Annotated in this window: 23 protein-coding genes and 1 pseudogene; 16 read left to right on the top strand and 8 right to left on the bottom strand. The window is 42.2% G+C overall.

Going from position 1 to position 26,566, the window contains the following annotated elements:
* Window positions 1–66: 66 nt before the first annotated feature.
* The 4 genes and pseudogenes from FNZ24_RS03050 (at window position 67) to FNZ24_RS03035 (ending at window position 4,013) form a co-directional block, all read left to right on the top strand.
* Window positions 67–1,862: pseudogene (locus FNZ24_RS03050) on the top strand (AMP-dependent synthetase/ligase).
* A 154-nt stretch (window positions 1,863–2,016) separates the two neighbouring features.
* Window positions 2,017–2,628 (top strand): GyrI-like domain-containing protein, encoded by a 612-nt coding sequence (locus FNZ24_RS03045; protein WP_153912946.1) that lies wholly within the window; start codon window positions 2,017–2,019, stop codon window positions 2,626–2,628.
* Window positions 2,629–2,712: 84 nt separating this feature from the next.
* The gene (locus tag FNZ24_RS03040) at window positions 2,713–3,501 is read left to right on the top strand and encodes a lipase family protein (RefSeq protein ID WP_153912945.1); all 789 of its coding nucleotides are present in this window, start codon (window positions 2,713–2,715) and stop codon (window positions 3,499–3,501) included.
* Window positions 3,502–3,602: 101 nt separating this feature from the next.
* The gene (locus FNZ24_RS03035) at window positions 3,603–4,013 is read left to right on the top strand and encodes an acyl-CoA thioesterase (protein ID WP_153912944.1); all 411 of its coding nucleotides are present in this window, start codon (window positions 3,603–3,605) and stop codon (window positions 4,011–4,013) included.
* A gap of 76 nt (window positions 4,014–4,089) precedes the next feature.
* On the opposite strand, the gene FNZ24_RS03030 is transcribed toward FNZ24_RS03035, so the two are convergent.
* Window positions 4,090–4,521: an acyl-CoA thioesterase gene (locus FNZ24_RS03030; protein WP_153912943.1), complete on the bottom strand. Its 432-nt coding sequence runs from the start codon at window positions 4,519–4,521 to the stop codon at window positions 4,090–4,092.
* Window positions 4,522–4,676: 155 nt separating this feature from the next.
* On the opposite strand from FNZ24_RS03030, the gene FNZ24_RS03025 reads away from it, so the two are divergent.
* On the top strand, window positions 4,677–5,930 hold the full coding sequence (locus tag FNZ24_RS03025; protein WP_153912942.1) for a hypothetical protein: 1,254 nt from the start codon (window positions 4,677–4,679) through the stop codon (window positions 5,928–5,930).
* On the top strand, window positions 5,927–6,910 hold the full coding sequence (locus FNZ24_RS03020) for a Solitary outer membrane autotransporter beta-barrel domain (protein ID WP_153912941.1): 984 nt from the start codon (window positions 5,927–5,929) through the stop codon (window positions 6,908–6,910). The genes FNZ24_RS03025 and FNZ24_RS03020 overlap by 4 nt, the downstream gene beginning before the upstream one ends.
* A 148-nt stretch (window positions 6,911–7,058) precedes the next feature.
* Here FNZ24_RS03020 and mtnC read toward each other — a convergent pair whose 3' ends face one another.
* Window positions 7,059–7,739, bottom strand: a complete 681-nt coding sequence (gene mtnC, locus FNZ24_RS03015; protein ID WP_153912940.1) for an acireductone synthase — start codon at window positions 7,737–7,739, stop codon at window positions 7,059–7,061.
* Between the two features lie 206 nt (window positions 7,740–7,945).
* Between mtnC and FNZ24_RS03010 the strand changes: the two genes are divergently transcribed.
* From FNZ24_RS03010 to arrB, 3 genes are all read left to right on the top strand, one after another.
* Window positions 7,946–8,395 (top strand): dCMP deaminase family protein, encoded by a 450-nt coding sequence (locus tag FNZ24_RS03010; RefSeq protein WP_153912939.1) that lies wholly within the window; start codon window positions 7,946–7,948, stop codon window positions 8,393–8,395.
* A 490-nt stretch (window positions 8,396–8,885) separates the two neighbouring features.
* Window positions 8,886–11,450: an arsenate respiratory reductase molybdopterin-containing subunit ArrA gene (arrA, locus tag FNZ24_RS03005; RefSeq protein ID WP_153912938.1), complete on the top strand. Its 2,565-nt coding sequence runs from the start codon at window positions 8,886–8,888 to the stop codon at window positions 11,448–11,450.
* Window positions 11,451–11,461: 11 nt separating this feature from the next.
* On the top strand, window positions 11,462–12,166 hold the full coding sequence (gene arrB / locus FNZ24_RS03000) for an arsenate respiratory reductase iron-sulfur subunit ArrB (RefSeq protein ID WP_153912937.1): 705 nt from the start codon (window positions 11,462–11,464) through the stop codon (window positions 12,164–12,166).
* A gap of 131 nt (window positions 12,167–12,297) precedes the next feature.
* On the opposite strand, the gene FNZ24_RS02995 is transcribed toward arrB, so the two are convergent.
* Window positions 12,298–12,672, bottom strand: a complete 375-nt coding sequence (locus FNZ24_RS02995; protein WP_153912936.1) for a metalloregulator ArsR/SmtB family transcription factor — start codon at window positions 12,670–12,672, stop codon at window positions 12,298–12,300.
* Window positions 12,673–13,029: 357 nt separating this feature from the next.
* Between FNZ24_RS02995 and FNZ24_RS02990 the strand changes: the two genes are divergently transcribed.
* Window positions 13,030–13,416, top strand: a complete 387-nt coding sequence (locus tag FNZ24_RS02990; RefSeq protein WP_153912935.1) for a hypothetical protein — start codon at window positions 13,030–13,032, stop codon at window positions 13,414–13,416.
* A 57-nt stretch (window positions 13,417–13,473) separates the two neighbouring features.
* Here FNZ24_RS02990 and hutI read toward each other — a convergent pair whose 3' ends face one another.
* Window positions 13,474–14,700, bottom strand: a complete 1,227-nt coding sequence (gene hutI / locus FNZ24_RS02985; RefSeq protein WP_153912934.1) for an imidazolonepropionase — start codon at window positions 14,698–14,700, stop codon at window positions 13,474–13,476.
* Window positions 14,701–14,918: 218 nt separating this feature from the next.
* Here hutI and hutC point away from each other — a divergent pair, with 218 nt between their 5' ends.
* The 3 genes from hutC to hutH all read left to right on the top strand — a co-directional run bounded on the left by hutC (window position 14,919) and on the right by hutH (window position 18,940).
* Window positions 14,919–15,626: a histidine utilization repressor gene (gene hutC / locus FNZ24_RS02980; RefSeq protein WP_153912933.1), complete on the top strand. Its 708-nt coding sequence runs from the start codon at window positions 14,919–14,921 to the stop codon at window positions 15,624–15,626.
* A gap of 96 nt (window positions 15,627–15,722) precedes the next feature.
* On the top strand, window positions 15,723–17,396 hold the full coding sequence (gene hutU, locus FNZ24_RS02975) for a urocanate hydratase (protein ID WP_153912932.1): 1,674 nt from the start codon (window positions 15,723–15,725) through the stop codon (window positions 17,394–17,396).
* Window positions 17,396–18,940 (top strand): histidine ammonia-lyase, encoded by a 1,545-nt coding sequence (gene hutH / locus FNZ24_RS02970; RefSeq protein ID WP_153912931.1) that lies wholly within the window; start codon window positions 17,396–17,398, stop codon window positions 18,938–18,940. The genes hutU and hutH overlap by 1 nt, the downstream gene beginning before the upstream one ends.
* A 347-nt stretch (window positions 18,941–19,287) precedes the next feature.
* Here hutH and FNZ24_RS02965 read toward each other — a convergent pair whose 3' ends face one another.
* A complete protein-coding gene (locus FNZ24_RS02965) occupies window positions 19,288–19,830 on the bottom strand; it encodes a TonB-dependent receptor (RefSeq protein ID WP_153912930.1) in 543 nt (180 codons plus the stop codon).
* A 301-nt stretch (window positions 19,831–20,131) separates the two neighbouring features.
* On the opposite strand from FNZ24_RS02965, the gene FNZ24_RS02960 reads away from it, so the two are divergent.
* Window positions 20,132–21,400 carry a mechanosensitive ion channel family protein gene (locus FNZ24_RS02960; protein WP_153912929.1) on the top strand — a complete coding sequence of 423 codons (1,269 nt, stop codon included), beginning with the start codon at window positions 20,132–20,134 and terminating at the stop codon, window positions 21,398–21,400.
* Between the two features lie 6 nt (window positions 21,401–21,406).
* Here FNZ24_RS02960 and FNZ24_RS02955 read toward each other — a convergent pair whose 3' ends face one another.
* A complete protein-coding gene (locus tag FNZ24_RS02955; protein WP_153912928.1) occupies window positions 21,407–21,979 on the bottom strand; it encodes a lysophospholipid acyltransferase family protein in 573 nt (190 codons plus the stop codon).
* A gap of 661 nt (window positions 21,980–22,640) precedes the next feature.
* Here FNZ24_RS02955 and FNZ24_RS21615 point away from each other — a divergent pair.
* Window positions 22,641–23,063: a YybH family protein gene (locus FNZ24_RS21615; protein WP_228768355.1), complete on the top strand. Its 423-nt coding sequence runs from the start codon at window positions 22,641–22,643 to the stop codon at window positions 23,061–23,063.
* A gap of 33 nt (window positions 23,064–23,096) precedes the next feature.
* On the opposite strand, the gene FNZ24_RS02945 is transcribed toward FNZ24_RS21615, so the two are convergent.
* A complete protein-coding gene (locus FNZ24_RS02945; RefSeq protein ID WP_153912973.1) occupies window positions 23,097–23,885 on the bottom strand; it encodes an NRDE family protein in 789 nt (262 codons plus the stop codon).
* Between the two features lie 198 nt (window positions 23,886–24,083).
* The gene (locus FNZ24_RS02940) at window positions 24,084–25,643 is read right to left on the bottom strand and encodes a metal transporter (RefSeq protein ID WP_153912972.1); all 1,560 of its coding nucleotides are present in this window, start codon (window positions 25,641–25,643) and stop codon (window positions 24,084–24,086) included.
* A 216-nt stretch (window positions 25,644–25,859) separates the two neighbouring features.
* On the opposite strand from FNZ24_RS02940, the gene FNZ24_RS02935 reads away from it, so the two are divergent.
* Complete coding sequence (locus tag FNZ24_RS02935) at window positions 25,860–26,453, top strand: YhgN family NAAT transporter (RefSeq protein ID WP_153912927.1); 594 nt, start codon at window positions 25,860–25,862, stop codon at window positions 26,451–26,453.
* Window positions 26,454–26,566: the final 113 nt, after the last annotated feature.

The following is a 26,566-nucleotide window of genomic DNA, read 5'->3' as shown; positions in this document are numbered from 1 at the left end:
TTTTCTGTAAGGCTTAAAGTAGAATGCCAAAAAGCGGAACACTTGTAAGCTAAAAGGTAATTATTAATGTCTCTCGAACAATTTCATTTAGTCAGACTTCTACAGCAGCAAAGTAAAACGTTAGAAGATAACATCGCACTCGAAGGATTTGAGATGGCAGCACCATGGAACAATGTTTCATGGAGCCAGTTTGACACTATTACTAATAAAGTGGCACAGCTGTTAATTGACTTTGGCCTTAAAGCCCAAGAAAAAGTAGTGATTGTGGCGCAAAATMGCGCCGYWRTKTGAKYKGWGCAGATATCGGCGCATTAAAAGCACGTGCTGTCGTGGTCCCTGTTTATCCAACAAGCCCGATGGAACAAGCGGTATTTATTACCAATGATGCCCGCGCTAAAGTTATTTTTGCTGGCGATGAAAGCCAGTATGCCACTGCTTGTAAAATCCAAGCCCAGTGTCCAAGCGTTGAACATATTGTGGTATTTGATAGCCAAGTTAAGTTGGCTACGGATGCCCACTTTCATTTTGACGACTTATTAATTACAGATACAACGCCAGCAAGCAAAGATGAGCTTGAGCTGCGTTTATCACAAACTAGCTTAGATGATCTTCTTACCCTAATTTATACTTCAGGCACCACAGGCGATCCTAAAGGGGTGATGCTGGATTACCGTAATATTGCTTCTATGGTTGAACAGCATGACGATGAAATCGCCTTTAAAGCAGGTGATGTATCTTTAGCATTTTTACCACTGAGTCATGTTTTTGAGCGTGGTTGGAGCTTTTACGTATTATGTCGTGGTGGCCATAATGTTTACTTGTCTGACACTAACCGCGTTAAAGAAGCCATTGCAGAAGTGCGCCCGCACACCTTATGTGTTGTGCCACGTTTCTTAGAAAAAGTGTATAGCGCGGTTCATGACAAAGTGAATAGTGCCCCAGCAATTCGCCAAAAGTTATTTAACTGGGCTATTGGTGTGGGTTCGCGTCAATTTGAAGTTAATCAAGGCCGTAAAAGAGCTAGCACTGCATTATCGCTACAATGGAAACTAGCCAACAAGCTAGTATTCAGTAAATTACAAAATGTTTTAGGAGGTCGCCTCAAGTTTATGCCAGTGGGCGGCGCTGCATTAGATGTGAATGTTGGTGGTTTTTTCCATAGCATTGGTGTGCCAATCCTTTGCGGGTACGGCATGACAGAAACTTGTGCAACCGTCACCTGTAATACCCTTGATAACCGTGTTTCTGGTTCAAACGGTAAGCCGCTTCACGCCATGGAAGTGAAAATTGGTGCGAATGATGAAATTCTCGTTCGCGGCGAAACGGTGATGCGTGGCTATTACAATCGCCCTGAAGATACAGCAGAAGCATTTGAAGATGGCTGGTTAAAAACTGGTGATGCGGGCATGTTAGATGCTGAAGGTAACTTATACATTACCGACCGTATTAAAGAGTTGATGAAAACCTCAAACGGTAAGTATATTGCGCCACAGCGTGTTGAAGGCAAGGTGAGCTGTTGTCCGTTCATCGAGCAAGTGGCTATTGTTGCAGATGCGCGTAACTATGTATCAGCGCTTATTGTGCCAGCGTTTGAGTCACTTGAGTCTTGGGCGAAAGAGCATGAGATTAAGTTTGAAAATCCAATGGATCTGTTACGTCACAGTCAAGTTGTGGAACACTTTGAACAACGCTTGAAAGAGTTGCAGCATGAACTTGCAGGGTTTGAGAAAATTAAGAAGTTTACTTTATTGCCTGAAGCATTCTCGATGGAATCAGGCTTAATTACGCCAACCATGAAGCTGCGCCGTAAGAAGATATACTCTAAGTACATGAATGAAATTGATGCCATGTACGCTAATTAATATGTACGCTAAGTAAAATGTACGCTAAGTAATATGCACGTTAACTAAGATCCGCAGATGAAAGGGCACCTTATGGTGTCCTTTTTTATGGGCTCGAATGACGTTAAAGTGTCAAATAAGTCATTCGATTTTTGTATAAAATAAAGAGTTGCTGATGTCTAAAATTGATTATAAAAAACAGCTTGAAAATCTGTATTTACCCTCTAAAAAGCAAGTGGTTAGCCTTGATGTGCCTTTAATGAATTACTTAATGGTCGATGGAAAAGGCGAGCCTGGGAGTGTGCAATATCAGCAAGCCATTGAAGCGTTATATTCTGTCGCTTACACCATCAAGTTCATGATTAAAAAAGGTGAGACAGGGCTTGATTACGGAGTGTTACCCCTTGAAGGCTTGTGGTGGGCCGATGACATGAGTGATTTTATTAATGACAATAAACACAATTGGCAATGGACTATGATGATCATGCAGCCAGAACTTGTCGATAAAGACTTAGTGTTAGAGGCAATAAGCCAAGTAAAGCTTAAAAAGTCATTGGATGCGATTGATTTAGTGCGATATGAATCATTTAGTGAAGGGCTCTGTGCGCAAATTCTTCATGTTGGCCCTTTTTCTGAAGAAGGCCCGACAGTAGCGAAAGTGCATGACTTTATTGAGTCCTCTGGACATCAATTGGCGGGAAAACATCACGAAATCTATTTGTCAGATATTCGCCGCGCAGCGCCAGAGAACTGGAAAACAGTGATTAGACAGCCTTACCAGCGATAATCCCGAAAGCATAAGATAGCATCACAGTAGTGTCATAAAAGGGCTTTATCCTCAATTCAGTTTGCCTAACTGAACCCGTTACTTTTGAAAAAACTTAAACGCTATCAATACGAACGTTATGCTGTTTTGTGCAAAGTGACTTACCGCGCTGACTTTGCACCAGAGAAATTAGGTTTTTCCCCTGAACATTATCGTGAGATCGCCAATCGTTGGGGCAACGTTTGTGCTCGTATTTTGTGGCGTGAAGATAAAAAAGAAGTGTTAGTGGTATTTCGCGGATCACAAACCATGAACGAGTGGCTGATAAACTGCCAGTGTTGGCCTAAAAGCAAGCAGTTTGCTGATATTAAGTATAATGTCCATGCCGGATATGATTATTTATTAGAGCAGAAAACCAATCCGATCCCGCCTCATTATGATCCCAATGTGAGTTTATTTTCTCAATTGCAGATGGTGTTATACCCACTCATTGTAGCGGGTAAAAGAATATCCCTGACTGGACACTCTTCAGGCGGCTCGATGGCGATTTTAGCCGCTGACAGATTAGAACGTTTGTACCCCAACTCAATTAAACGCGTGGTGACATTTGGCCAACCATCACCAGGGTTTAAAAGCTTTCAAAAAGCCTACCTATTGCATCGACGTACTTATCGTATTTGCTGTGACATTGATGTGGTGACATTTTTGCCGCCATTGCCTGGGATTTTCTTTCATGTGGGTAAGATGTTGTGGCTGCACAATGAGCGAATTTATGAAAATACCTCACCGGTAAAACGATTTGTGCTGAGTTTTTTCAGTTGGATAGTGTCACCATTTGCGTTTCATTACATGCATAAATACATTCGCAATAAAGACTTCTTTGATGAAATCTAATATTTTGACCCTAGGCTGACACTGACTTACACTGCGGGCAGTTTATAAAGCCCTCAAACTAAGTGGGCAATGAATATTATCTATAATAACAAGAGGTCAGCATGGAAGACACCCAGTTCAGCTTAACCCTAACGCCACGTTTTTGTGAGACAGATGCACTCGGTCATATCAATAATACCGTTATTCCTGTGTGGTTTGAGGCGGCGCGAGAGCCTATTTTTGAGATAGTGAATCCAGGACAAGACTTAGCCAAGTGGAACATGATCATTGCAGGCTTTAATATTGTCTTTAATGCACCAACCTTTTACGGCGCAGAAGTGACGGTTAAAACCTATATCAGTCGTGTCGGCAATAGCAGTTTCGAGATTGCACAAAGCTGCTGGCAAAACGGCCGCCAAACTGCAGAGGCCAAAACCACCATGGTGCATTACAACTACCAAACTGAAAAAAGCCAACCTATGTCTGATGCAGTAAAAGCGCAACTTGCTGCACTGACCGGTGAGATTGAGTAAATTATAGAGGTAGGTTTCTTATCTTTTTAAAGCCCTGTATTTTGAATGCAAAAATACAGGGCTTTTTATTGAGTGGCTATTCGGCTACTTTATGCTGTTCCAGTGCTGCGAGTAGTTCAGGTGTCAGCTTGGCTTTTTGGCCTGTCTTAAAATTAAACATCACCACATTGGCGGTGCCAGTGGTCGTCACAGCTCGTTGGGCTTTACTGAAAATTTGGTAATGCATGATAAAGCGATCTTCTTTTACGTCACTGATATTGACGCTGACTAATAAAGTATCGGGGAATGTCACTGGTCGCTTATAGCGCGCGTGGGTTTCACTTAATACAGGGCCAACAGCGGTTTTTTCTAAGTCATCCATCATGTTTATCTGGCTAAAGAAATCAATTCTAGCGGTTTCAAAGTAGCGAAAATACACCACATTATTGACATGATTTAAGGCGTCCATTTCGCCCCAAGCGACAGGTATTTCGGCAATAATTGAATGCTGCTGGATGAACTGTTCCATATAAATTTTACTCCCTGATAAAAATTAAACGCTTGTTTGATTTTTTGTCCAGAGTAACAGCCAAATCAGACTTCAACAAGTAGGGAATGCTTTGCTATCGATTGGGCAATATGTTTTGATATTGTTAATCAATCATTTGCTATGGAATGCACGGTTTGAACTCTTTTAATTACCCTCGTTTACAGCAATTACTTTATCGCCCTGTTGTGAGTGTATCGGCCTTGCCTCGAGTGATACTCAGTTATATTAAGACCATCATCGGTAAGCTGACCGTGGCGCAAAAGTTGTATTTCATCGCTTTTCTTTTGATGTTTACCACTGATGGAGTGACGATGGTAGGGGTCATTGCCATGATTGCAATGATGATTGAATTTTGGCCATTGTTTACTAAAACTTGGCATAGCTTAGCGGGTAAAGCATTTCTGCTATTGTTTTACGCCATTATCGCTAACTTTTCATTGGTGTGGGCAGCCTCTGTAGTTAATGAAGTTTCAGGCGTTAATGCTGATCATTTAACCTATACCCACAATCTCGTTATTCTGCTTTATATGCCAGTATGGTTCGTACTGGTTAGCGGACTCGCCCTAATGCTGCTGCAGGCCGTCATCCCAATTTACTTTTTATTGATGCCACTACTTAGCTTGCTTGGGGTTAAATCAATACGCTTTACTAATAGTGAACATTACCGAAAACGCACTATATTGCTGCGAATGATATTGGCGTACGTGGTATTAGCTAATCTGTATTTATTAAGTGATATTGAAAACACCTTTGAAACCAGTGATCCCAGAGCCAAAATGATCAAACTGTTAGAAGAGGAAACGGGTGAAAAGCCTGAAGATATTGATGCTGGTTTGCAGAAGCTCTCAGCCGTTGGTGCGAAAGTTGCCAAAATTAATGTAGAGGCTGAAACTGAAATTGAGACAGGGTCTGAGACTGGCGTTGAGACAATTTTAGCTGCTGAGAATTTAGAAAACCTTAACGCTTCTGAGCCAATGCCTGCTCCAGAGCCAGTGATTTCGAGTGCTAACGACGTGACTTCTCCTGATATCGCCGCGAGTACTCAAAAGGTGATTGAGGATGCGGTTCAGCAATCTATTAGACAAGTACAGCAACACGAGGTGACACGTTTGGATGTGGGGGCGGATGAAGTGGCTGAGCGACGTTACGATATTATCCGTGAAAGCTACCGCTTGATGGTCAGAATGACGATTGCCAATTTTATTTATTATTTTGAGGGCAATCAGTTTTCTCGTTGTGAATCTGAACCCAATAGTAAAGTTGTTGAACTCAATGACTATGAGATCTTACAAGTATTGCCCATGGCAGAAGGTGAAAGCCGATATGGTTATTCATTTGATGTGAAAGCATGCGTGTCACCGGCTTTTCCTGCTAAAGAGGAGTCATGATCCGTCATAGCATCGTTATCGGCTTATCTATGTTGCTGGCAAAGGCTTCAATGTCGGCACCTGTAATTGAGCAAAGTATCAGCGATATTGCTAAAGGTAATATTGCTTCAGCTATCGTGTTATCTGATGCAAGTTTAATCTCACTGGGCGTCGTTAATTTTGACCCTAATAATATTGTCAGCTTTGACCGATTCGATGCAGGATCAGAGACTTCAATACAGCGTAGAAAAGAACTTAGTGTTTATTCAGTACCTTGGGAAAGTGACTGGCAAGGTAAAGAAGATGAATGGCAGCGAGCGACATTTGCAAAATTTTCTTATATCAATTCTAAGCAGTCATTACAGCTATCAGATGATATAACACTCGTTGATAAACTTGATGAGAAAAGCTATTTACTGTTTGCTGAGCAGCGCTGGAAGTATCTGCTATCAGACAAGTGGTGGTTACAGTTGGGTGTGGGTGCGCATTTGATTCGCTATGAAAATGACTTTGACTATCGCAGCGAGTTTGCTGATTTTCAAGATGAGCTCGATGGCAGCTTATTTAATACCTCATATGCAGCCTGGATGATCGACCCTACAATTGAGTTGCACTATCAAGATACGCTGTGGGGTAATAAGTGGCAATTCATCAGTCGTTATAACTATGCTTTTGGGCAACTGTTTGACACCGACTCCCCGCAGCAAGATGGCTCACCTAAAGTCGGTCGTTTCAGTAATGCTTTTATTTTTCATTATGCACTTCCGCCAATGATGGAGCTTCGCAATGAAATGCGTTTTTTATTCAAACGGATTGATTTAACGGGTGATGCAGTAGCAACGATGAACACTTATCACTATTACGAAACGGGTTTGGGCTGGATAGTTGAAACCCCTTCACTATCGTCTTGGCTGACGAATGTAGGAATTGGTATCACGGTCAATATTGATAGTGCGCTGAGTGGGGGTAGTGTGGTGCTACTGTTTAATGAGGATATCTAGTCGGGTTAAGGCTTAGCTCTAGATGACAGTCTAAATTTAATTCTAGGTTTAATTCTAGATGCCACTATCGATATCACTATCAACGTCACAATAGACCATAAAAAAACGACCATAAAGGTCGTTTTTTTATGCAAATTAATGGTGTTGATTAATCAATTTTCAGTGCTGAAAAATCACTAATTTGAGTGAATTTAGCGGTTTTCTGATTATCAAAACGCACCATCTGGACAGTATGTAATCCTGCTGCATCAGCTGCCTTTAATTCTTCTACGACATCAGATACAAATAGAACCTGTTTTGGGCTTAAACTGATGGTGTTCAGAATATTGCAGTAGGCTTGCTTATCTAATTTGTTACCCGTACGAGTATCAAAGTGGCCACTGAATTTAGGGGTTAAGTCACCTGCGTCACTATGGCTGAACAGCATTTTTTGCGCTTCAGCTGAGCCAGAGGAAAAACTGTAAATGCGAATGTTCGCCGCTTCAATACGTGGAATCGCATCGATGAAATCTGGGTAAATATGCCCAGTAAACTCGCCAGCTGCGTAACCTTGCTTCCAAATAAGACCCTGAAGGGTTTTTAGCGGTGTAGCTTTACGGTCTTCATCAATCCAAAGAGATAGGATTTCCGTTACGCGTTCAATAGATGCATCTTGCTCTAGGGCAAGGTCACGAACGTCGCTAATACAGTATTCAACTAATGGGTTATGTTGATTTTTATCAAGAAAATCGCCCATGGCTTTTTTTGAATACGGGAATAGTACATCTTGAATAAAATCTAGATCAGTCGTGGTGCCAGCTGTATCTACGATAATCGCTCTAATACCCATAATGTCTACGTACTCCAATCCTTAAATGTGCTTAACCAAGATCCTAAGCTTTATTAGGTCTGATGGCTAGTCAATTTGAACAACAAAGATGAGGATTACTCAAATCAATGATATTGCACTGTTAATAGCTGCCAATAGCGCTCAGTTTAGGTATTATGAATGAACGATGTCGTGATAACTGAAACAGTAACTCAAAGGGACACTCTATGATTTCAAAATGGGCAAAACGATTCTTTCAGATGGCTGAGCTAGTCGGTTCATGGAGTAAAGATCCATCAACACAAGTCGGCGCTGTTATTACTAAGCATAATCGTATCGTGTCTGTGGGATTTAATGGCTATCCTCACGGAATTTCGGATAGCGCAGAAACCGATGATCGAGATATGAAGTTACTCAAAACATTGCACGCAGAAGAAAATGCCATTTTGTTTGCGAAGCGAGACTTAGATGGTTGTGATATCTGGGTTACTCATTTTCCATGCCCTAACTGTGCAGCCAAAATCATTCAAACTGGGATAACAGCGGTTTTTTGTCCAGAGCAAAGCCAAGACTTTTTGTCACGCTGGGGCGATAAAATCAAAATAAGCCAAGATATGTTTCTTCAAGCGGGTGTAAAAGTGAATTGGCTCCCTATTGATGCGCTAAAAAATGATTAATTGAGCATTTAAATATCCAATAAAAAATCGCCTCAGGGCGATTTTTTGTTTTTGATTGATACAAATAATCTTTAATTACCCATATTACAACCAAATAACGGTATCAAACTAACCCTTTAGGAATATATCGATTTCTGCATTATTACTGGGCTGTAGAGCAGTAAATAGGTGGTTTTATATACAAATAATATTGATTTAATCCATCATTTATAGCTTGTTTAGATGTCATTAATAGATGTGGATATTGATGGTTTTATATTTAAATTACTGATAATAAACATTTAAAATATTGATACTACCTAGCTCTCACTTTCAAAAAGACATTCAGTTAATTATTACCATTTTATTACCCAGATCGCATTATTATTGATTAATTTTAAAACTGTGATCTACACCCTTAGATATAACTTCCCAACAAATATTTACAAATGTATATATACGTTTAAGTGTATATGCGTTTGGTTGTATGTGATGTTCAAGGGGTGTTGAGATGAGCAATAAAATTGATACGGGTAGAAGAGCGTTATTAAAAACCTCAGTAGCTGGCGCAGCTCTATCTGGAATAGGCTGTAGTAGTTCAAGTTCAATTGAACCTGTGATGAAGGGGATTGAACAAGAGTTACCGAGTAAAGATACCGTCACTGGCACAGGTCAGTGGGTCGGCACTACGTGCCAAGGTTGTACTTCTTGGTGTGCAAAGCAAGTTTACGTAATGGATGGCAGAGCCATTAAACTACGTGGCAATGTTAATTCTAAAGTACATGGCGAAGCCAGTTGCCCGAGACAGCATTTAAGTCTTCAGCAAGTGTACGATCCAGATAGAGTTAAAACGCCGCTTATCCGCACCAACCCAAAGAAAGGTAAAGAGCATGATCCAATGTTCAAGCCTATCTCTTGGGATGAAGCTTTAGATTTACTTGCTGATAAAATTCTTGCGCTTCGAGCTGCTGACGAGTCTCATAAATACGCCTTACTTCGTGGACGTTACTCTCACATCAATGAACTGATGTATAAGCATCTTACTCAGATGATCGGTTCACCGAATAATATCTCTCACAGTTCAATTTGTGCAGAAGCCCATAAAATGGGGCCTTACTATCAAGATGGTAACTGGGGCTATAACCAGTACGATGTTGAAAATACCAAATTCATTCTTTCTTTCGGTGCTGACCCTATTGCCAGTAACCGTCAAGTTTCATACTACTCAAAGACATGGGGCGCAGCATTAGATAGCGCTAAAGTCGTGGTAGTCGATCCTCGCTTATCAGTATCAGCCAGTAAGGCACATAAATGGATCCCAATTGAGCCTGCACAAGACAGTGTTTTAGCCTTAGCCATTGCTCATGTTGCCTTGGTTGAAGGCCTTTGGCATAAACCATTTGTGGGTGATTTTGCTAATAAGCAAAACCAGTTCATCGCGGGTCAAGAAGTCGATACTGCAGCATTTAACGAGCTACATACCCATGGCGTGGTTGATTGGTGGAACATTAGCTTAAAAGATTACACCCCTGAGTGGGCAGAGTCAGTGACTAACATTCCTGCAGATACCATTATTAATATTGCTCGCGATATGGGTAAAGCTGCGCCTGCAGTACAAGTGTGGACATCACGTGGTGCGGTTATGCATACCCGTGGTACTTATACTTCACTTGCTTGTCATGCATTAAATGGCCTGTTCGGTGGTATTGATAATAAAGGCGGTTTATTCCCTGCCAATAAAATTAAATTGAATAAGTCTTTCCCTGATTCAAAACCTTACCTTGATAAGGTTGCTAAAAAAGGCGTGAAGCATCCTAAGGTTGATCAACGTGGCACCTTAGCATTCCCAGCACTTAAAAAAGGCAAGCCAGGTGGCGGCGTTGTCACCAGTAACACGCCAAATGGTATGTTAAGTGCCGATCCTTATGACATTAAAGTGATGTTGGCTTACTTCAACAACTTTAACTTCTCTTCACCTGAAGGCCGTCGTTGGGATGAAGCACTAAGCCAGCTTGATTTTATGGCCCATGTCACCACTAACATTTCAGAATTTACTTGGTTTGCTGACATTGTATTGCCAGCAAATCACCACATGTTTGAAAAGTGGGGCGTACTGGATTCAATTGGTAACGGTGTACATCAAGTATCTGTACAGCAGCCATCAATTGAGCGTCTATGGAATACCAAAGATGATGAATCAGAAATCCCATATTTATTAGCTAAAAAGTTAGCTGATAAAGGGTTTGATATGCCTTGGCGTTATATCAATGAGCAGTTACTGGACCCAGAAACTAAGCAGCCAGCGAAAAGCGAGAAAGACTTTGGTGAGCTGTTGGTGAAATACGTGACCTCGCCATTATGGACTGACGGTGCAGCCAAATATGGCGACAACATGACATCTTGGCAAGAGTTTACTGATAAAGGCGTGTGGAATAGTCACCCTTATGAACTGAAAAGCCGCTGGGGTAAATTTAAAACTGAAACCCATAAGTTTGAGTTTTACAGTAAAACCCTAGAGAAAGCTCTTAATAAGCATGCGAAAAATCATCAAGTTAGTGTCGATGAAGTGATGAAAGCGTGTGACTACCATGCAAGAGGAAAAGAGGTATTCGTACCCCATTACGAAGATCCTTACCGCTTTGGTGACGAGAAACAGTACCCATTACTGCTGGTGGATCAAAAGTCTCGTTTAAGTAAAGAAGGCCGCTCGGCCAATGCGCCATGGTTCTATGAATTCAAAGATGTTGATCCTGGGGATATTGCCAATGAAGACACCGCCAAAATTAACCCAATTGATGCTGAAAAATTGGGACTAAAAACCGGTGATGCCATTGTGGTTACTAGCCCTGTTGGTGAACTGACTTGTACTGTCGCACTTTGGGAAGGTGTGAGACCTGGCACTGTCGCGAAATGTTTTGGCCAAGGACATTGGGCATATGGTCGCTATGCCAGTAAATCGTTTGGTAAAGAAGCACGAGGCGGTTCAAACAACGACATCATCGCAGATAGATATGACAGATTGAGTGGCGCATCAGCGTTTTATGGTCATATTCGCATTAACGTAAAAAAAGCCTGAGGTAAGAGATTATGAGACTCGGAATGGTAATTGACCTACAAAAATGTGTAGGCTGTGGTGGCTGTGATTTGGCTTGTAAAACTGAAAATAACACTGCTGATGGCGTTAAATGGTCAAATCATATTACTAAAACTGAAGGACGTTTTCCTGATGTGAAGTACAGTTATATCCCAACAATGTGTAACCATTGTACCAATGCAGCTTGTGTTGAAGTCTGTCCAACTGGTGCAATGTACAAAGACAAGCGCGGCTTAACATTGCAAGACAATGATAAGTGTATTGGTTGTAGAAAGTGTGACCGTGCCTGTCCGTATGGTGTGATCAGCTATAACAGACAAGTGCCACATCGTGAATGGCAAGATGATGAAGCAATTGTGGCGGGTGCGACAGCTTCACCGCATGCTTTATTGAAGAAGGTGGATACTAAAACATTCCCTTACATGAACCCTGAACGCGGTGATACTTACCCTGAAGTTCGCCCAAGAAGAACAACTGAAAAGTGTACATTGTGTGATCATCGTTTAGATCAAGGTTTAAGCCCTGCTTGTGTTACGGCATGCCCGTCTGGCGCGAGAGTATTTGGTGACTTTGACGATCCAAACAGTGAAGCATCACGTTTAGTTAAAATGCATAAGACGCAGCAACTAAACCTTGATGCTGGCACTAAGCCGAATGTTTACTATATTCGCAGCTTTAACGTTAAAACGCTTTACTAAATGATGTTGTAAAAGGCATGACAGCTAAGTGATTAAAATGAGATGTCGGGGTAATCCTGCATCTCATTTTTTATGGCTATTAGAAAAGTGATTGACAAGGATTGTTGAGGTAACATGGGAACAAACCGTCTTTATTTGGCTGACGAGTCACAACATAAAATCATCGGGCGGTCTTGATTCTCACCTACCAAGTTAAGCTTTGATAAGGCGTCAGCAACTAAGGCTTTATTACCTTTATAGGTTTCAACTAACACTTGTTTGGCCCAGTCAGGAAGCTGCTCATCAATCGAATAATAAATCCATTGCCCCTGACGTCGATTCACTACTATTCCCGCTGTCTTTAATAACGCCAGATTACGAGATATTTTAGGCTGAACCACATCAAGCGCTTCAGTAAACTCACAAACACAGAGCTCTTTTTCTGCAATTAACAGCATGACAATAGACAGACGAATTGGGTCTGTTAAGGATTTAAAAAGGCTAATGGGCTCGAGCTGAGAAGTCATGATTCATAATGATTGAAAATTTGAGCTACCTTATGATTTTTGCCTTGCTTAGTCAATTCGAAAGCCTCTGAAACTCAAGATTTATAACGAAAGCAGCTAGGTGATAAACCCTAGGCAAAAGTGAGGAAATGTTGCTCAATGTAAATGGAGCATTAGTAATTTATAGCGGGCATAATTTTTGTAAAGTTAACATTGCCAAGCTGCTCACATATTCTTCTTTTGCACGTAAAAGCTCATATCTTATTTAGCCAACTATGCCGATACTGACAGTCAATTTCGTGAATAGAATATTCATTTTATTCCGTTGTACCAGAGCTGCGGCTGAAACTGGTCAAAATAATGTCAAAGGGATAACAAATGAGAAAATATGTTCTGGCTTTAGCGATAATCTTTTCACCAGTTACTTTTGCCCAAACGCAAACGCAAACTCAGACTCAAACTCAAACTCAAACAATGGACTCTGAACTCGCCAATGAAACCAGCGGCGCCAAATACAATGTATTGGTTAATCACTATGTTTCTTGCGCTGTTTTGGCAAATATTGGCAGTATCAAAGATACCGAAAATGGCCAGATATTCATTGAAAAAGCCATCGCCGTTAAGCAAGACAGAAGTCAGCTTAGTGATGCTGAAATTATTGACCGCATTGAAGCGACTTACCTTGATTATTCAGGTGCTTTTGTTGGCTCGTTAGAAAAGGAAAACCAAATTTATTGGCGTGTTTGTAAAGACGGTTTAAGTTAAATCATCATGTATAAATATGGAGTGTGAATACACTCCATATTTGCTGGTGAACCAATATTATTGATGCACCAGTTGGCCATTCTTAACCACTTCTTTGCATGGGTTCACGCCGTATGAGTAGGCAAGCTGCGCTGGGGTGGTGATATCCCATAGGCAGAAGTCTGCTTGCATTCCTGCTGCAATAACCCCTAGATTCTGTTCAACTCCTAGTGCTTTTGCTGCATTTATCGTTATACCTTTCAGCGCTTCTTCAGGAGTTAACCTAAACAGAGTACAAGCCATATTTAGCATTAATAAAGTAGAGCAAATGGGTGATGAGCCAGGGTTAAAGTCGCTAGCAACTACGATTGGCACTTGGTGTTTGCGTAGCAACTCAATGGGTGGCATTTGGGTTTCACGTAAAAAGTAAAACGCGCCAGGTAATAACGTCGCGCAAGTGCCACTGGCTGCTAATGCTTTTACGCCAGCTTCATCTAGGTATTCAATATGATCAACCGATTTAGCGCCAAGCTTTGCTGCCATAGCTGAGCCACCCATATTGGATAATTGCTCTGCATGGAGTTTGATTTCAAGCCCTGCATCTTTCGCAGCAGTTAAAACTCGCTCAGTTTGGTCTAAGTTGAATGCGATATTTTCACAAAACACGTCAGCTGCATCAGCTAAACCTTGCTCGATAACAGCTGGCAGCATCTGGTTTATGACCAAATCAACATAGCCTTCGACATTATCTTTAAATTCAGGTGGAATCGCATGAGCACCTAGGAAGGTGGTTTTCACATCAACATGATGATGTTTACCAAGTTCGCGGGCCACTTTTAAAAGTTTGATTTCAGTTTCAGTATCTAGGCCATAACCTGACTTGATTTCAACGGTGGTAACCCCTTCTTTGGCCAGTGCATTTAAGCGTTGGCGGCCAAGTTCAAATAACTCTGCTTCGTCAGCTTCTCGGCACGCTTTTACCGTAGAAATAATACCGCCGCCAGCACGAGCAATATCTTCATAGCTAGCACCTTCGAGGCGCATTTCAAACTCATTGGCACGGCTGCCTGCAAACACTAGATGAGTGTGTGCATCAATTAATCCAGGGGTTAACCAGCCACCTTTACCACGATAGACAGGGATATCAAATACATCGAATTCAGGTAAATCTCTACGCGGTCCAACCCAAGCAATTTTGCCATCTTTTACTGCTAATGCGGCGTCGGTAATTGCACCATAAGCGGCTGAATTCGTTGGATCCATTGTAGCAATATTGACGTCAATCCAAACATGATCCCACGACATGGCAACTCCGTTCTCTGTAAATCTTTATAATTAAAGTGACAAAACAATACTTGTTTTTACTTGTATATACAAGGTAAGGTTAAAGCCGAGTTTTTAGTCACTCAGTGGTATAAAACATCAATTTCTCCATGATATCGATGTTGTTTACAGCAATAAAGCCCAGTGACAAACAAGTTCATCGATGACGGTGAATGATATAACCACCAATGGATAAGACGATGGCACTAGCAAAATTTGAATTAATTAAGCAGTACATTTTAGCGCGAATTGAATCTGGCGAATGGCAAGAGAATGACCGCGTGCCATCAGAAAATCAATTAACAGAATTAATGGATTGCAGCCGCATGACGGCCCGCCGTGCATTAACAGAGTTAGTCGAGTCCGGCGTGTTAGAACGAAGCCAAGGTTTAGGTACGTTTGTGGCAGGGCTTAAATCGCAATCCTCTTTATTGGCCATTCGTAATATTGCCGATGAGATTAAAGACCGTGGCCATGGATACAGTGTTAAGCAATTAGAGTTATCACAAGTGAGTGCACAAGGCGCAGTTGCGATATCACTGGGCTTAGAAGAAGGCAGTCCAGTATTTTACTCAGTATTAGTCCATTGCGAACAAGACAAGCCCTTACAAGTAGAAGAACGTTATGTTAATCCTGCAATGATCCCAGATTACTTGAAGCAAGATTTCAACCAGCTCACTCCCCATGAATATTTATCTAAGGTTGCACCACTAACAGAGGCTCGTCACACAGTCGAGGCTGTTATTGCCAGTGAACAAACCCAGCAACGACTTGAGATAACAGCAACCGAGCCATGTTTACAAATTATACGTCGCACCTGGTCTCGTAAAGGTGTGGTGAGTTTTGCCCGGTTAACCCATCCAGGCAGTAAATTCAGTTTAGGTGGTCACTTAACCTTTAATCGATAACAAGAGTTTAATAACAAAAATAAAGTCAAACCGACAAACCGTCAGGTATTAGTTATCAGATGGTGCTGCGGTTGAAGATTTATAAAAGGAAAAAACATGAATAATAGACACGACCCTAGCCGCAATATCATTGCGCCTCATGGTACGACACTCGCCTGTAAAAGCTGGCTAACTGAAGCGGCAATGCGAATGTTGATGAATAACTTACATCCAGACGTTGCTGAGCGACCTGAAGATTTAGTGGTTTATGGCGGTATTGGCCGAGCCGCTCGTGATTGGCAGTGCTATGACAAAATTATTGAAGTACTGCAGCGCCTTGAAGACGACGAAACGCTGCTAGTGCAATCGGGTAAACCTGTCGGTGTATTTAAAACTCACAGCAATGCGCCGCGAGTAATTATTGCTAACTCAAACCTAGTACCACATTGGGCTAATTGGGAGCATTTTAATGAGCTAGATAAGAAAGGTTTGGCCATGTACGGCCAAATGACCGCAGGCTCTTGGATTTATATTGGCACACAAGGGATTGTGCAAGGCACATATGAAACCTTCGTTGCCATGGCTAAGCAGCATTTTAATGGCAGCTCTGCTGGTAAGTGGATTCTAACCGGCGGCCTTGGTGGCATGGGCGGTGCTCAACCTCTTGCTGGCACCATGGCGGGTTACTCAGTACTGGCATGTGAAGTCGACGAAACTCGCATTGATTTCCGTTTGCGTACTCGTTACGTCGATAAAAAAGCCACTTCATTAGATGAAGCATTAGCCATGATTAATGAAGCTAATGCTTCAGGCAATCCTGTATCTGTAGGTTTATTAGCTAATGCTGCTGATATTTTTGCAGAATTAGTTGAGCGCGGCGTAACGCCAGATGTGGTCACCGATCAAACATCAGCGCATGATCCATTAAACGGTTATTTACCTCAGGGTTGGACGTTAGAGCAAGCGGCTGAAATGCGTAACACTGATGAAGCAGCAGTGATTAAAGCGGCTAAACAGTCAATGGCTGTTCAAGTTAAAGCCATGCTCGCGCTGCAAGCTGCAGGCGCGGCTACAACCGATTACGGAAATAACATTCGTCAAATGGCACTTGAAGAAGGCGTTGAAAATGCCTTTGATTTCCCGGGTTTTGTTCCAGCTTATGTCCGTCCGTTATTCTGTGAAGGGATTGGCCCATTCCGTTGGGTAGCGCTATCTGGTGACCCTGAAGATATTTATAAAACCGATGCCAAGGTTAAAGAGCTTATTCCTGATAACCCGCATTTACACAATTGGTTAGACATGGCGCGTGAGCGTATCGAATTCCAAGGTTTACCTGCACGTATTTGCTGGGTAGGACTGAAAGACCGAGCTCGTTTAGCGTTAGCCTTTAATGAAATGGTTAAAAATGGCGAGCTGTCAGCGCCGATCGTGATTGGTCGAGATCATCTTGATTCAGGCTCTGTAGCCAGTCCAAACCGTGAAACTGAGTCAATGCTTGATGGCTCTGATGCGGTATCTGATTGGCCATTAATGAATGCACTATTGAATACGGCAAGTGGCGCCACTTGGGTATCGCTCCACCATGGTGGTGGCGTTGGTATGGGCTTCAGTCAACATTCTGGTGTGGTAATTGTCGCTGATGGTAGTGATGATGCGGCTCAAAGATTAGGTCGAGTGTTATGGAACGACCCTGCAACCGGCGTAATGCGCCATGCTGATGCTGGATACGATATCGCTATTGACTGTGCTAAAGAGCAAGGTCTTGATTTACCAATGCAAGGAGTGAAGTAATGACTGCGACACAACATAGATTATTGCTAACACCGGGCACATTATCATTAGCTCAACTACGTAAGATTGGTCGTGGTTCAGTACATATTACCTTAGCTGATGAAGCCAAAACAGACATCAACACCAGCGCTGGTTTAGTACAGCAGGTATTGGATGAAGGTCGCACCGTTTACGGCATTAACACAGGTTTTGGTTTACTTGCTAACACCAAAATTGCCCCTGAAGATTTACAGTTACTGCAACGTTCGATTGTCTTGTCGCATGCCGCAGGTACTGGTCAATATATGCAAGATGCGACAGTGCGTTTAATGATGGTGTTAAAGATTAACTCATTAAGCCGTGGTTTTTCAGGTATTCGCTTAGAGGTGATTAACTTTTTGATCCAGTTGGTCAATGCGGGTGTTTATCCATGTATTCCAGAGAAGGGGTCGGTTGGAGCATCTGGTGATTTAGCGCCACTGTCTCATATGTGTTTGCCACTATTGGGCGAAGGTGAAATGAGCTACCAAGGGCAAATTATCACCGCAGCTGAAGGGCTTGAAATTGCTGGCCTTAAGCCAATCGAACTTGCTGCTAAAGAAGGTTTAGCGTTATTAAATGGCACCCAAGCATCGACGGCGTTAGCGCTTGAAGGCTTATTCCATGCTGAAGACTTATTTGCTGCAAGTTCAGTCGTGGGTGCAATGAGTGTTGAAGCTGCTATGGGCAGTCGTAGTCCATTTGATGCACGTATCCATGCTGCTCGCGGTCAAAAAGGGCAGATTGATTCAGCCGCTATTTTCCGTAATTTACTGGGCGATGAGTCTGAAATCAGTGCAAGCCACGTTGACTGTGAAAAGGTGCAAGACCCTTATTCACTGCGTTGTCAGCCACAAGTGTTAGGCGCATGTTTGACTCAAATTCGTCATGCTGCTGAAGTATTGGCGGTGGAATCTAATGGTGTGACTGATAACCCATTAGTCTTCCAAGATACTGGCGATATTATCTCAGGTGGTAATTTCCATGCAGAACCTGTGGCAATGGCTGCTGATAACTTAGCGATAGCCATTGCTGAACTTGGCTCAATTGCCGAACGCCGAATTGCATTGTTAATTGATTCTAGCTTGTCTAAGCTGCCTCCATTCTTAGTTGAAAATGGCGGAGTTAACTCAGGGTTTATGATTGCCCAAGTGACAGCAGCAGCATTGGCATCTGAAAACAAAACTTATGCTCACCCAGCTTCAGTAGACAGTCTACCGACTTCGGCAAACCAAGAAGATCATGTCTCTATGGCGACATTTGCTGCGCGCCGTTTACGTGATATGTCTGAGAATACTCGCGGAGTATTAGCTATCGAGCTACTTGCAGCTGCGCAGGGACTCGATTTCCGTAAGCCTTTAGCGCCAAGTGATGCTGTGGCTAGTGCCAAAGCTGAGTTACGTGAGGTGGTTGATTACTATGATAAAGACCGTTTCTTTGCCCCTGATATAGATAATGCGACTGACTTGCTTTATAGCGCGAGCTTTAATCGCTATTTGCCAGCAGGGTTATTACCGAGTTTCTAGGGCCTGTTGATCTTTGCAGGTTAAGTTTTGTTCGAAATAAAAGCGTTTTAATCGAGGCGGATGAATTGATGCCTAGTCATCTAAGCAAAGTTCATTCAACAAAGAGTAAAACGCTTTTAGTCGAACCCTTCGGGCAGCGTTTGTTGGTCATTTTTACTGCGTTATCGACTTTTTATGTAGAATAACTACACCACAAAGTCTCTTCCTTGTACAAATGACCAACAATTCACTGCAAAAACAACCTCGAAAGATCAATAGACCCTAATAAGCGGTAAAAAAATCTTGGCTTAGCCAATAAAAAAGGACCTTATGGTCCTTTTTTTGTAAACGGGTTAAGTTGAATAAACTTACATCGTAAAACCAAATGAAATTATTGCCGCTTCTGCACCGGTGTCATAACCTGCACCAATCACAAAACCTTCCATGAAGGTGTATCGAACGCCGAATTCTGCGCCCCATTCTTTTTGGCGATCACGTTCCCATACAGGTTCAGCGCCTACGATTAATGGTACGATATTATCTGTGGTATTTTCTTCATAAATGAATACGGTAGCACCACCATAAACACTTAAATCTTGGGTTAAGCTGTAGCTTAAGCCAAAGCGCCACATGTATTCTTTTGCATAACCTTCACCAGGTTCTGGTACTTCAATATCGTATTCACTGCCCCATGCATAACCAATGTAGTAACCCCAGTCAGCGTAGCTAGGATCAAAGTGTCTTGAGGCTATCGTGACACCAAACATGTCGCCGCGGGTATCAATATAATCAACCAGTAAAGCCACAGAAGGTTTGAAGTTCTGTTGTTCTTCATCGATGTTTGCTTGAGCTTGTTGGCTGAAAGTCACTAAGCTAAAAAAGAGAACGGTGGCTAGCAAAATTTGTTTCATGAATACCTCTACCTGGTTGGATGGCGCTATTGTTAGGGTTTGAAAATCAGAGGTCAATATTTGCTCGTGTTTTTGCTATCGAAGTCGCTGAATGATCCCCTGATGTTATGGGATTGTTTTATGTCGGTGGGTGGCTTACTGAGTTTTTGTCATATAATTGAATGTCATCGTTTAAAACAATAAATATGCTATCTTAGCCAATGATTTTAGGCCGTTTAAGTTTAGGTCGCTTAAATGTAGAACGCTTAAGTTTAGGTGCATTAGCTTGGCCATTTAAGGTTAGGTAAATAAGGAATAAAGAGTGGATAACGAATTACGCGCAGATATTTCTCAGTGGTTGTTAGAAGTTGGAGTGAATAGTCAGCCATCTGATGGTGTGGCGACCTCTATCTTGCTATTCGCCAGTTTAGTGATCGCAACGATTGCGTATTACATTACCAAAAAAGTATTCGTTAAAGCCGTCAATGCCGTTATTCGCAAGTCCACCGTGACTTGGGATGATATTTTCATGCGTTACGGTGTGCTAGAAAAGCTCGCCTTATTAGTACCAGCCATTATTCTCGATCTATTAGTGCCGATTGTGTTAACCCATCAAGAACTCTTGGGAGTTATTCTGGACCGAGGCTTAAGTGTCATGGTGGTGATATTTATCATCCGTGCATGTTATGCCGGCCTTGATGCGGTGAACGAAATTGCTGATGTAAAACTCATTAGCCGCCGTTTACCTGTGAAAAGCTTTGTGCAATTAACTAAGTTGTTCCTGTTTTTCATCGGAGCGATTATTTCTGTATCTGTACTTGCTGAGCAATCACCAGTTTACTTTTTAAGTGGCTTGGGTGTCGCAACCGGTTTAGTGATGTTGGTATTCAGAGACACTATTTTAGGCTTTGTTGCAGGTATTCAATTAGCGGCTAACCGCATGGTCAGTAAGGGCGATTGGATCCAGATGGATAAATACGGCGCTGATGGTGCTGTGGATGAAGTGTCACTCAATACAGTTAAAGTGCGTAATTGGGACAACACCATTACGATGATCCCTGCCTACGCTCTGGTATCAGATGCTTTTAAAAACTGGCGAGGCATGTCTGAAAAGGGCGGACGTCGGATAAAACGTTCTATTAATATCGATGTGAATAGCATTCACTTTTTATCTGATGACGAAGTGACTCGACTATCGAAGGTCAATTACCTTAAAGATTATTTCCCTAAGATAATCTCTGAAATCACTCATTCAAATGAACAAGTGAGTGATTTTGATATGCCTGTTAATGGTCGTCGTATGACTAATATCGGTACATTCAGGGCTTATTTAGAAGCTTACCTAAAAAACAACAATAAGCTACATACAGACATGACCCTAATGGTTCGTCAGCTTGCACCTACAACTCAAGGCTTACCTATTGAATTGTATGTGTTTACTAATGATACTCGTTGGGCATTTTATGAAGGAATACAGGCCGATATTTTTGACCATGTGTTTGCCATTTTGCCAGAGTTTGGCTTAAAAGCATTTCAAAACCCAACGGGCAATGATATCCGCAGTATTAAAAGTGGTCCTGAGGTTCACTAAGCCGATTTAGTTTGGCTTTTTAATTTTGGCAGGCTCATATGCAGGAATCACCTTAGGGTGATGACCTGTTATGCCACGGAAAAAGTCCATTATCGCGTTCATATCTGTGGTCATATCATCACTGGTATTCATAGGTGTATTGAGGACAATGGTTTTACGAGCGAAGTCGAGTCCAACGGTGACAATGGGGACCTTAGCTTTGACAGCAATATGATAGAAGCCGGTTTTCCAGCGAGTGACTGCACTGCGGGTTCCTTCAGGTGCTAAAGCCAATTTGTACTGACTATTGGTTTCAAAAAGCTGCACCGCTGCATCGACCATATTATTGTTTTTTCTGCGATCAACTGGGCTGCCGCCTAACCATTTGAAAAACCAGCCCCAAGGTGGAATAAACAATTGATGTTTACCCAAAAAGTGGATGTTCATTCCCAATGCTGAGCGGGCAATAATGCCAATGATAAAGTCCCAGTTGCTAGTATGAGGTCCAACAACCATGATGAACTGTCCATCAGCAGATACGTTGCCCTCAAACTGCCAGCCCATTATTTTAAGAAGCCATAAGCTAATTTTACCAAACATGGATCATTTTCCAGTTTATTTAAATCTGATACGCTAGAATCTAACGATAAGATAATGAAATATTTTACGAATATTATTTAAACCAGTGTTAATAGCTAAATAATATTGCTTTGGTACAGTGACGAGCGACAAGTAAAATGTCAGATCTATAAACCAAGTTTACACGCCAATGCTGCGATAATTAACTAACCTATCGTATTCATTGCCGTAATACAAAAGTACCAATTTTATATTTCTTATTGGGAAATTAAGACGCAATCAGCAAGGAGAGTGTGTGAAGCACCTTACAACAATCGGTATTAGCGTATTTTGCCTGTTATTTTCAATGGTGAGCATTGCAGCTGATAATAACCAAATCAGTGAAACGCTGACTGAAAAAGCTGACTCCACTGTAGCACCAACTAATGAGCAATCAGCAGAAACAGTAACTGAACAAGCATTAAAATCAGTACCGCTAAAGCCAGTATCTGCTGAGAAAGTTGAACTGGGGTCAATTAATCCTGTCGCTGCTAATGCTAATGCTAATGCTCAGGCTTCAAGCTCAGCCGCCCCTGATAAACCTGAGAATGCCAGTGTGACAGATGTGGTAAATAGCACGGCCGAGGAAGTCAAAAAGCAACCTGATACATTTACACCAGTCACACCGGTTGCTGCCGTTGATATTAATCCTGAGGATGCTGCGCCAATTTCGTTAGATGAAGTTAATGCTGACAGCGCCATTCCCACAGACCGAATTCGTTCAGTGATCTCAAATCAAGAAAAGGCATGGAATAGCGGTGATATCGAAGCTTACATGGAAGGTTATTGGAAAAGCGACAAGCTGCGTTTTGTATCAAATGGTAAGTACAACTATGGTTGGGACTCAATATTAGCCAGCTATAAACGCAGTTACCCAACTTCGCAGCGTATGGGAAAACTCAGCTTTAATGTACGTGAAATCAAAATGTTGAGTAACTACTCAGCGTTAGTCGTTGGACGCTGGGCATTAGAGCGTGCGAAAGACAAACCAAGTGGTGTATTTACGCTGTTAATTGAACGCATTGACGACAAATGGGTTATTACCCACGATCATTCTTCTGATTAATTCAGTGAATAAATACGATCTTTAGGGCAAGTGCTATTCAGCTTTAATACTGAATCGTTGTTGCCCTAAATTCCTTGCTTTACCATCGTAACGCACCTCGGTAAATTCAATATTGCCTTGAACATCCTGCATTACAATACTGGTTGAGCGAGTGCCATACTCTGGGTGTTTGATAAAAATCGCAGAAAGTAACCTTTCCCATTCGAGACCAATCCCTGTATTGGGTAGGCTAGTATCGTCAGCTTCAGACTCATCACGCATTAACGCCAGCATTTCTTCTACATCAGGCTCTGTATGACTTAAAACATGTTGCTCTAAAGCTTGTTGCCCCTTGGCCATTTTAGGCCAAACATCATCTAATGCACCGTTACTGACCGCGTGAAAGCCCTTTTCTAATGGTAAGTTTTCAGCTGTTGCGCTGTTAAAACACCATAATTTCTCATTTTGCTGATACACCAAATTGAATGAGCCGTAGTTGTTGCAGTGTTGCTTAAGCCATTGCTCGGTTAAGCTGCCGTCGTTTGCTAATGCTTTTAGAACTAATTCGCCGCGGCTGCGCATACCTTCGTTATCGGATAGATTACGGATGTTGGTCAGTGCCGAAAACTGCCCCAATTTATTTATCCCCAACCAAGTGCCACCTGCTTGTAAATCTTTGCCAGCAAGGACTTGTGATGAAAAGTTAGCTTGCTCAGCTGAATTGGGCATGACAGGCCAGAAGTGGGCGGGGTCAGTAGGGCGGTGATGAAACTCATCTCGGTTAGCACAGACGATCAAAGGCCATTTGGGATGCATGTCGACAGCGATAAATAAGATGCACATAAGCTCTACCAGCATAGGATGATAAAACATCATAACCTAAAACTTATCGGCTAAGTATGGGAGAGGGGTAATCGGTTTCAGGTGCTAGTTTCAGGCACTGGTTTCTGGAGCTATAAGTCTATAAGTTGCGGTTATTATTAAATGGAGAGCAGAGCGTTGTCGCAAGGTTAATTGCGACAACGCGAAATGTCATCGGCTTTAATGATGGTGCTTGTGGCTATCGCTATGGCCATGATCGTGAGTGTGATCGTGTTCATGACTGTGACCTTTCAACTTTATCAGTAGTCGACTAAGGAATTTTCTTGGCCCTAAGCGTAATAAACTGGCACTAAAGATCAAGCCAACAATCACTGCTGCGGCAATATTCACGCTGTTAGGCAAGGTTAATACTTGATGCCACTCGCCTAATAAGTAATAAGCAAGCAACAATGCGATTGCCAATACTGCAGATAAAGCCACTCTCATTGGCCAATTCATTAACTTGAGCTGACTGATGCTAAGCACTGGCGCCGCAATTAAAACAAAGGCCACTGCTACATTGCTCCAGCCACTATAGGCTAAAGACAGAGCTAACACTGCTGCGCCAAGGTTACAAAAACGCATTGGTAAAAATACAGCTATCAGTATCATCACTTGCAGTACAGGGTGTTCGAAGTGCACTGATGGATGACCAATTAAATTAGCCAAAATAAGGCTTAAAGCAACCCAAGGTGCGCTTCTATCTACAAGATGAGCAAAGCCAAAGCGCCAACTTGATGTCGGTAAATTCTCATGGGGATCTGTCAGCTCAACTTTTCCAAGGCTCAATAATGCGCCGACAAATAGCAAACCTATTGCTTGATACAATGCAAACCAAGGGCCTAGCAATAGCAAAGTGATAAATAATGCTTCAGGACCAGCAAGACGTTGCAACCAGCGACTCGCTAAGCTGTGATTTTGCGGTGATAAACCCATTTTAAACCGAGCAGTAGCAACTAAATAGCTTATGATTAGAACAGGTGAAACGGTCAGTAACCATGTTAGAAACTGCTCCGAACCATGACTATGGGAATGGTCATGCCCGCCAGTATCAAAAAGCAATAATAACGCAAGTAACCCAACGCCAAACAAACTACCGATCCCAGCTTGATATTGGTAACGCCCTTGTTGATCATCATCGGAGTTACCATGGGGCTGGTGTAAGACAACATGCAAGATTGATCCGGTTACAAAAGCTTGTAGGTAAACGGTATTGTCGATACTGATGTGTTGCAGAAGCTGCTCGCCAGCAAAGTAGCCTACACCTGTTAATACCATCATGGCAGCAAGTACAGCGCTAGCCCATCGGGTACCTACTTGAGGTTTGAGTAGCCACCAAATTGCTACGCCTACTGGTAAGCGATGCATGATGACCCCAAGAGCGAGTAAAATAGAGGTATCTTCTTGTTGCGCTATTACCATTGCACCGCCATCGGTGATGGTATGCAGCAGTAGCCCGCCAATTCCTAAGGTTAAGGTGACGTTATGGGTAATATCCGAGTAACGGTGGAACAAGCGTTCGCTGGCAGTAGGCCCCCAAAGGCCTAAAACCACAAATAATAAGGTGAGGATCCCGCCATGCTGAAGTAATTCGGGCAAAATGTGGATAAGGACTAATCCGCCTAAAGAGACGAAGATAAATCCATCCAGGCCTTTTTGTAGCCCACTTCCCGATGAGAAGTAGCGATAAAAAAGCGGTCCGAATAAAAGTGCGATACAACTAGCGACTAGATAGAGCATGAAATCCAAAGAATCTAAGAAACGGGAAAAAACAATCAAGTATATCCTAGTATTCCATTTAACTTAATACTTGCTGAGCCTGATTATTCATCATCATGATAATTTACACGGTAAAGCGTGAGATAAAATACATAAATTAAACTGCTCATACCTGCTAAATGGCGGTATTAAGTATACAATAGCGCTTCTTTGTTAATCATTAATAGAATAAATGTAATGGATATATTTTCAGCAGCCGTGATGTTATTTTTGATCATGGACCCTTTAGGGAATTTACCGATATTTGCCTCAATTTTGAGACATATCGAACCTAAAAAACGTCGTCGAGTGCTTATTCGTGAGTTATTGATTGCGCTCGCTATTATGCTGCTGTTTCTATTTGCTGGCGAAGCTATTCTAAACTTCCTAAATTTACGCCAAGAGTCAGTTAGCATTGCCGGTGGGATTATCTTATTTTTAATCGCGATTAAGATGATATTTCCGCAACCAGGTGGCGTAGTGGGACTTGCAGCGGGTGAGGAACCATTTATTGTGCCAATGGCGATTCCGCTAATGGCTGGTCCATCTGTGTTAGCCGCACTCATTTTACTTGCCCATAGTGATAGCTCTCGGATGGCTGATTGGACAATTGCGCTTTTTGCCGCTTGGGGAGTGAGTGCAATCATACTGCTATTTTATAAAGTGTTTACACGCATACTCGGAGAAAAAGGCCTGACTGCTGTAGAGCGGCTAATGGGAATGGTACTGGTAATGATTTCGGTACAAATGTTCCTCGATGGTGTTTCGAGTTATATGAAAAGTACTGCATAAACACATAAATGATCCCTGTTAGGGCATTTTTCGTATATTTAGGCCGCAATCGCGGCCTTTTTTGTGTTTATTTTTTGAGGTTAACTTGCTGCCAAATATATGTTTTCAGCACA

It is taken from the genome of Shewanella sp. TC10 (assembly GCF_009663145.1).
Lineage (GTDB): Bacteria > Pseudomonadota > Gammaproteobacteria > Enterobacterales > Shewanellaceae > Shewanella.
This window is presented reverse-complemented; position numbering and strand designations above follow the sequence as displayed.

Excerpts from the sequence above, each read along its gene's own strand:
- hutC (WP_153912933.1), top strand. The coding sequence starts at position 14,919 with ATGGCACTAGCAAAATTTGAATTAATTAAGCAGTACATTTTAGCGCGA.
- FNZ24_RS03030 (WP_153912943.1), bottom strand. The coding sequence starts at position 4,521 with ATGGAACAGTTCATCCAGCAGCATTCAATTATTGCCGAAATACCTGTC.
- FNZ24_RS02965 (WP_153912930.1), bottom strand. The coding sequence starts at position 19,830 with ATGAAACAAATTTTGCTAGCCACCGTTCTCTTTTTTAGCTTAGTGACT.
- hutU (WP_153912932.1), top strand. The coding sequence starts at position 15,723 with ATGAATAATAGACACGACCCTAGCCGCAATATCATTGCGCCTCATGGT.
- hutH (WP_153912931.1), top strand. The coding sequence starts at position 17,396 with ATGACTGCGACACAACATAGATTATTGCTAACACCGGGCACATTATCA.
- mtnC (WP_153912940.1), bottom strand. The coding sequence starts at position 7,739 with ATGGGTATTAGAGCGATTATCGTAGATACAGCTGGCACCACGACTGAT.
- FNZ24_RS02955 (WP_153912928.1), bottom strand. The coding sequence starts at position 21,979 with ATGTTTGGTAAAATTAGCTTATGGCTTCTTAAAATAATGGGCTGGCAG.
- FNZ24_RS02940 (WP_153912972.1), bottom strand. The coding sequence starts at position 25,643 with ATGCTCTATCTAGTCGCTAGTTGTATCGCACTTTTATTCGGACCGCTT.
- FNZ24_RS02935 (WP_153912927.1), top strand. The coding sequence starts at position 25,860 with ATGGATATATTTTCAGCAGCCGTGATGTTATTTTTGATCATGGACCCT.
- arrA (WP_153912938.1), top strand. The coding sequence starts at position 8,886 with ATGAGCAATAAAATTGATACGGGTAGAAGAGCGTTATTAAAAACCTCA.
- FNZ24_RS02945 (WP_153912973.1), bottom strand. The coding sequence starts at position 23,885 with ATGTGCATCTTATTTATCGCTGTCGACATGCATCCCAAATGGCCTTTG.
- hutI (WP_153912934.1), bottom strand. The coding sequence starts at position 14,700 with ATGTCGTGGGATCATGTTTGGATTGACGTCAATATTGCTACAATGGAT.
- FNZ24_RS03045 (WP_153912946.1), top strand. The coding sequence starts at position 2,017 with ATGTCTAAAATTGATTATAAAAAACAGCTTGAAAATCTGTATTTACCC.
- arrB (WP_153912937.1), top strand. The coding sequence starts at position 11,462 with ATGAGACTCGGAATGGTAATTGACCTACAAAAATGTGTAGGCTGTGGT.
- FNZ24_RS03010 (WP_153912939.1), top strand. The coding sequence starts at position 7,946 with ATGATTTCAAAATGGGCAAAACGATTCTTTCAGATGGCTGAGCTAGTC.
- FNZ24_RS03035 (WP_153912944.1), top strand. The coding sequence starts at position 3,603 with ATGGAAGACACCCAGTTCAGCTTAACCCTAACGCCACGTTTTTGTGAG.
- FNZ24_RS03020 (WP_153912941.1), top strand. The coding sequence starts at position 5,927 with ATGATCCGTCATAGCATCGTTATCGGCTTATCTATGTTGCTGGCAAAG.
- FNZ24_RS02990 (WP_153912935.1), top strand. The coding sequence starts at position 13,030 with ATGAGAAAATATGTTCTGGCTTTAGCGATAATCTTTTCACCAGTTACT.
- FNZ24_RS02995 (WP_153912936.1), bottom strand. The coding sequence starts at position 12,672 with ATGACTTCTCAGCTCGAGCCCATTAGCCTTTTTAAATCCTTAACAGAC.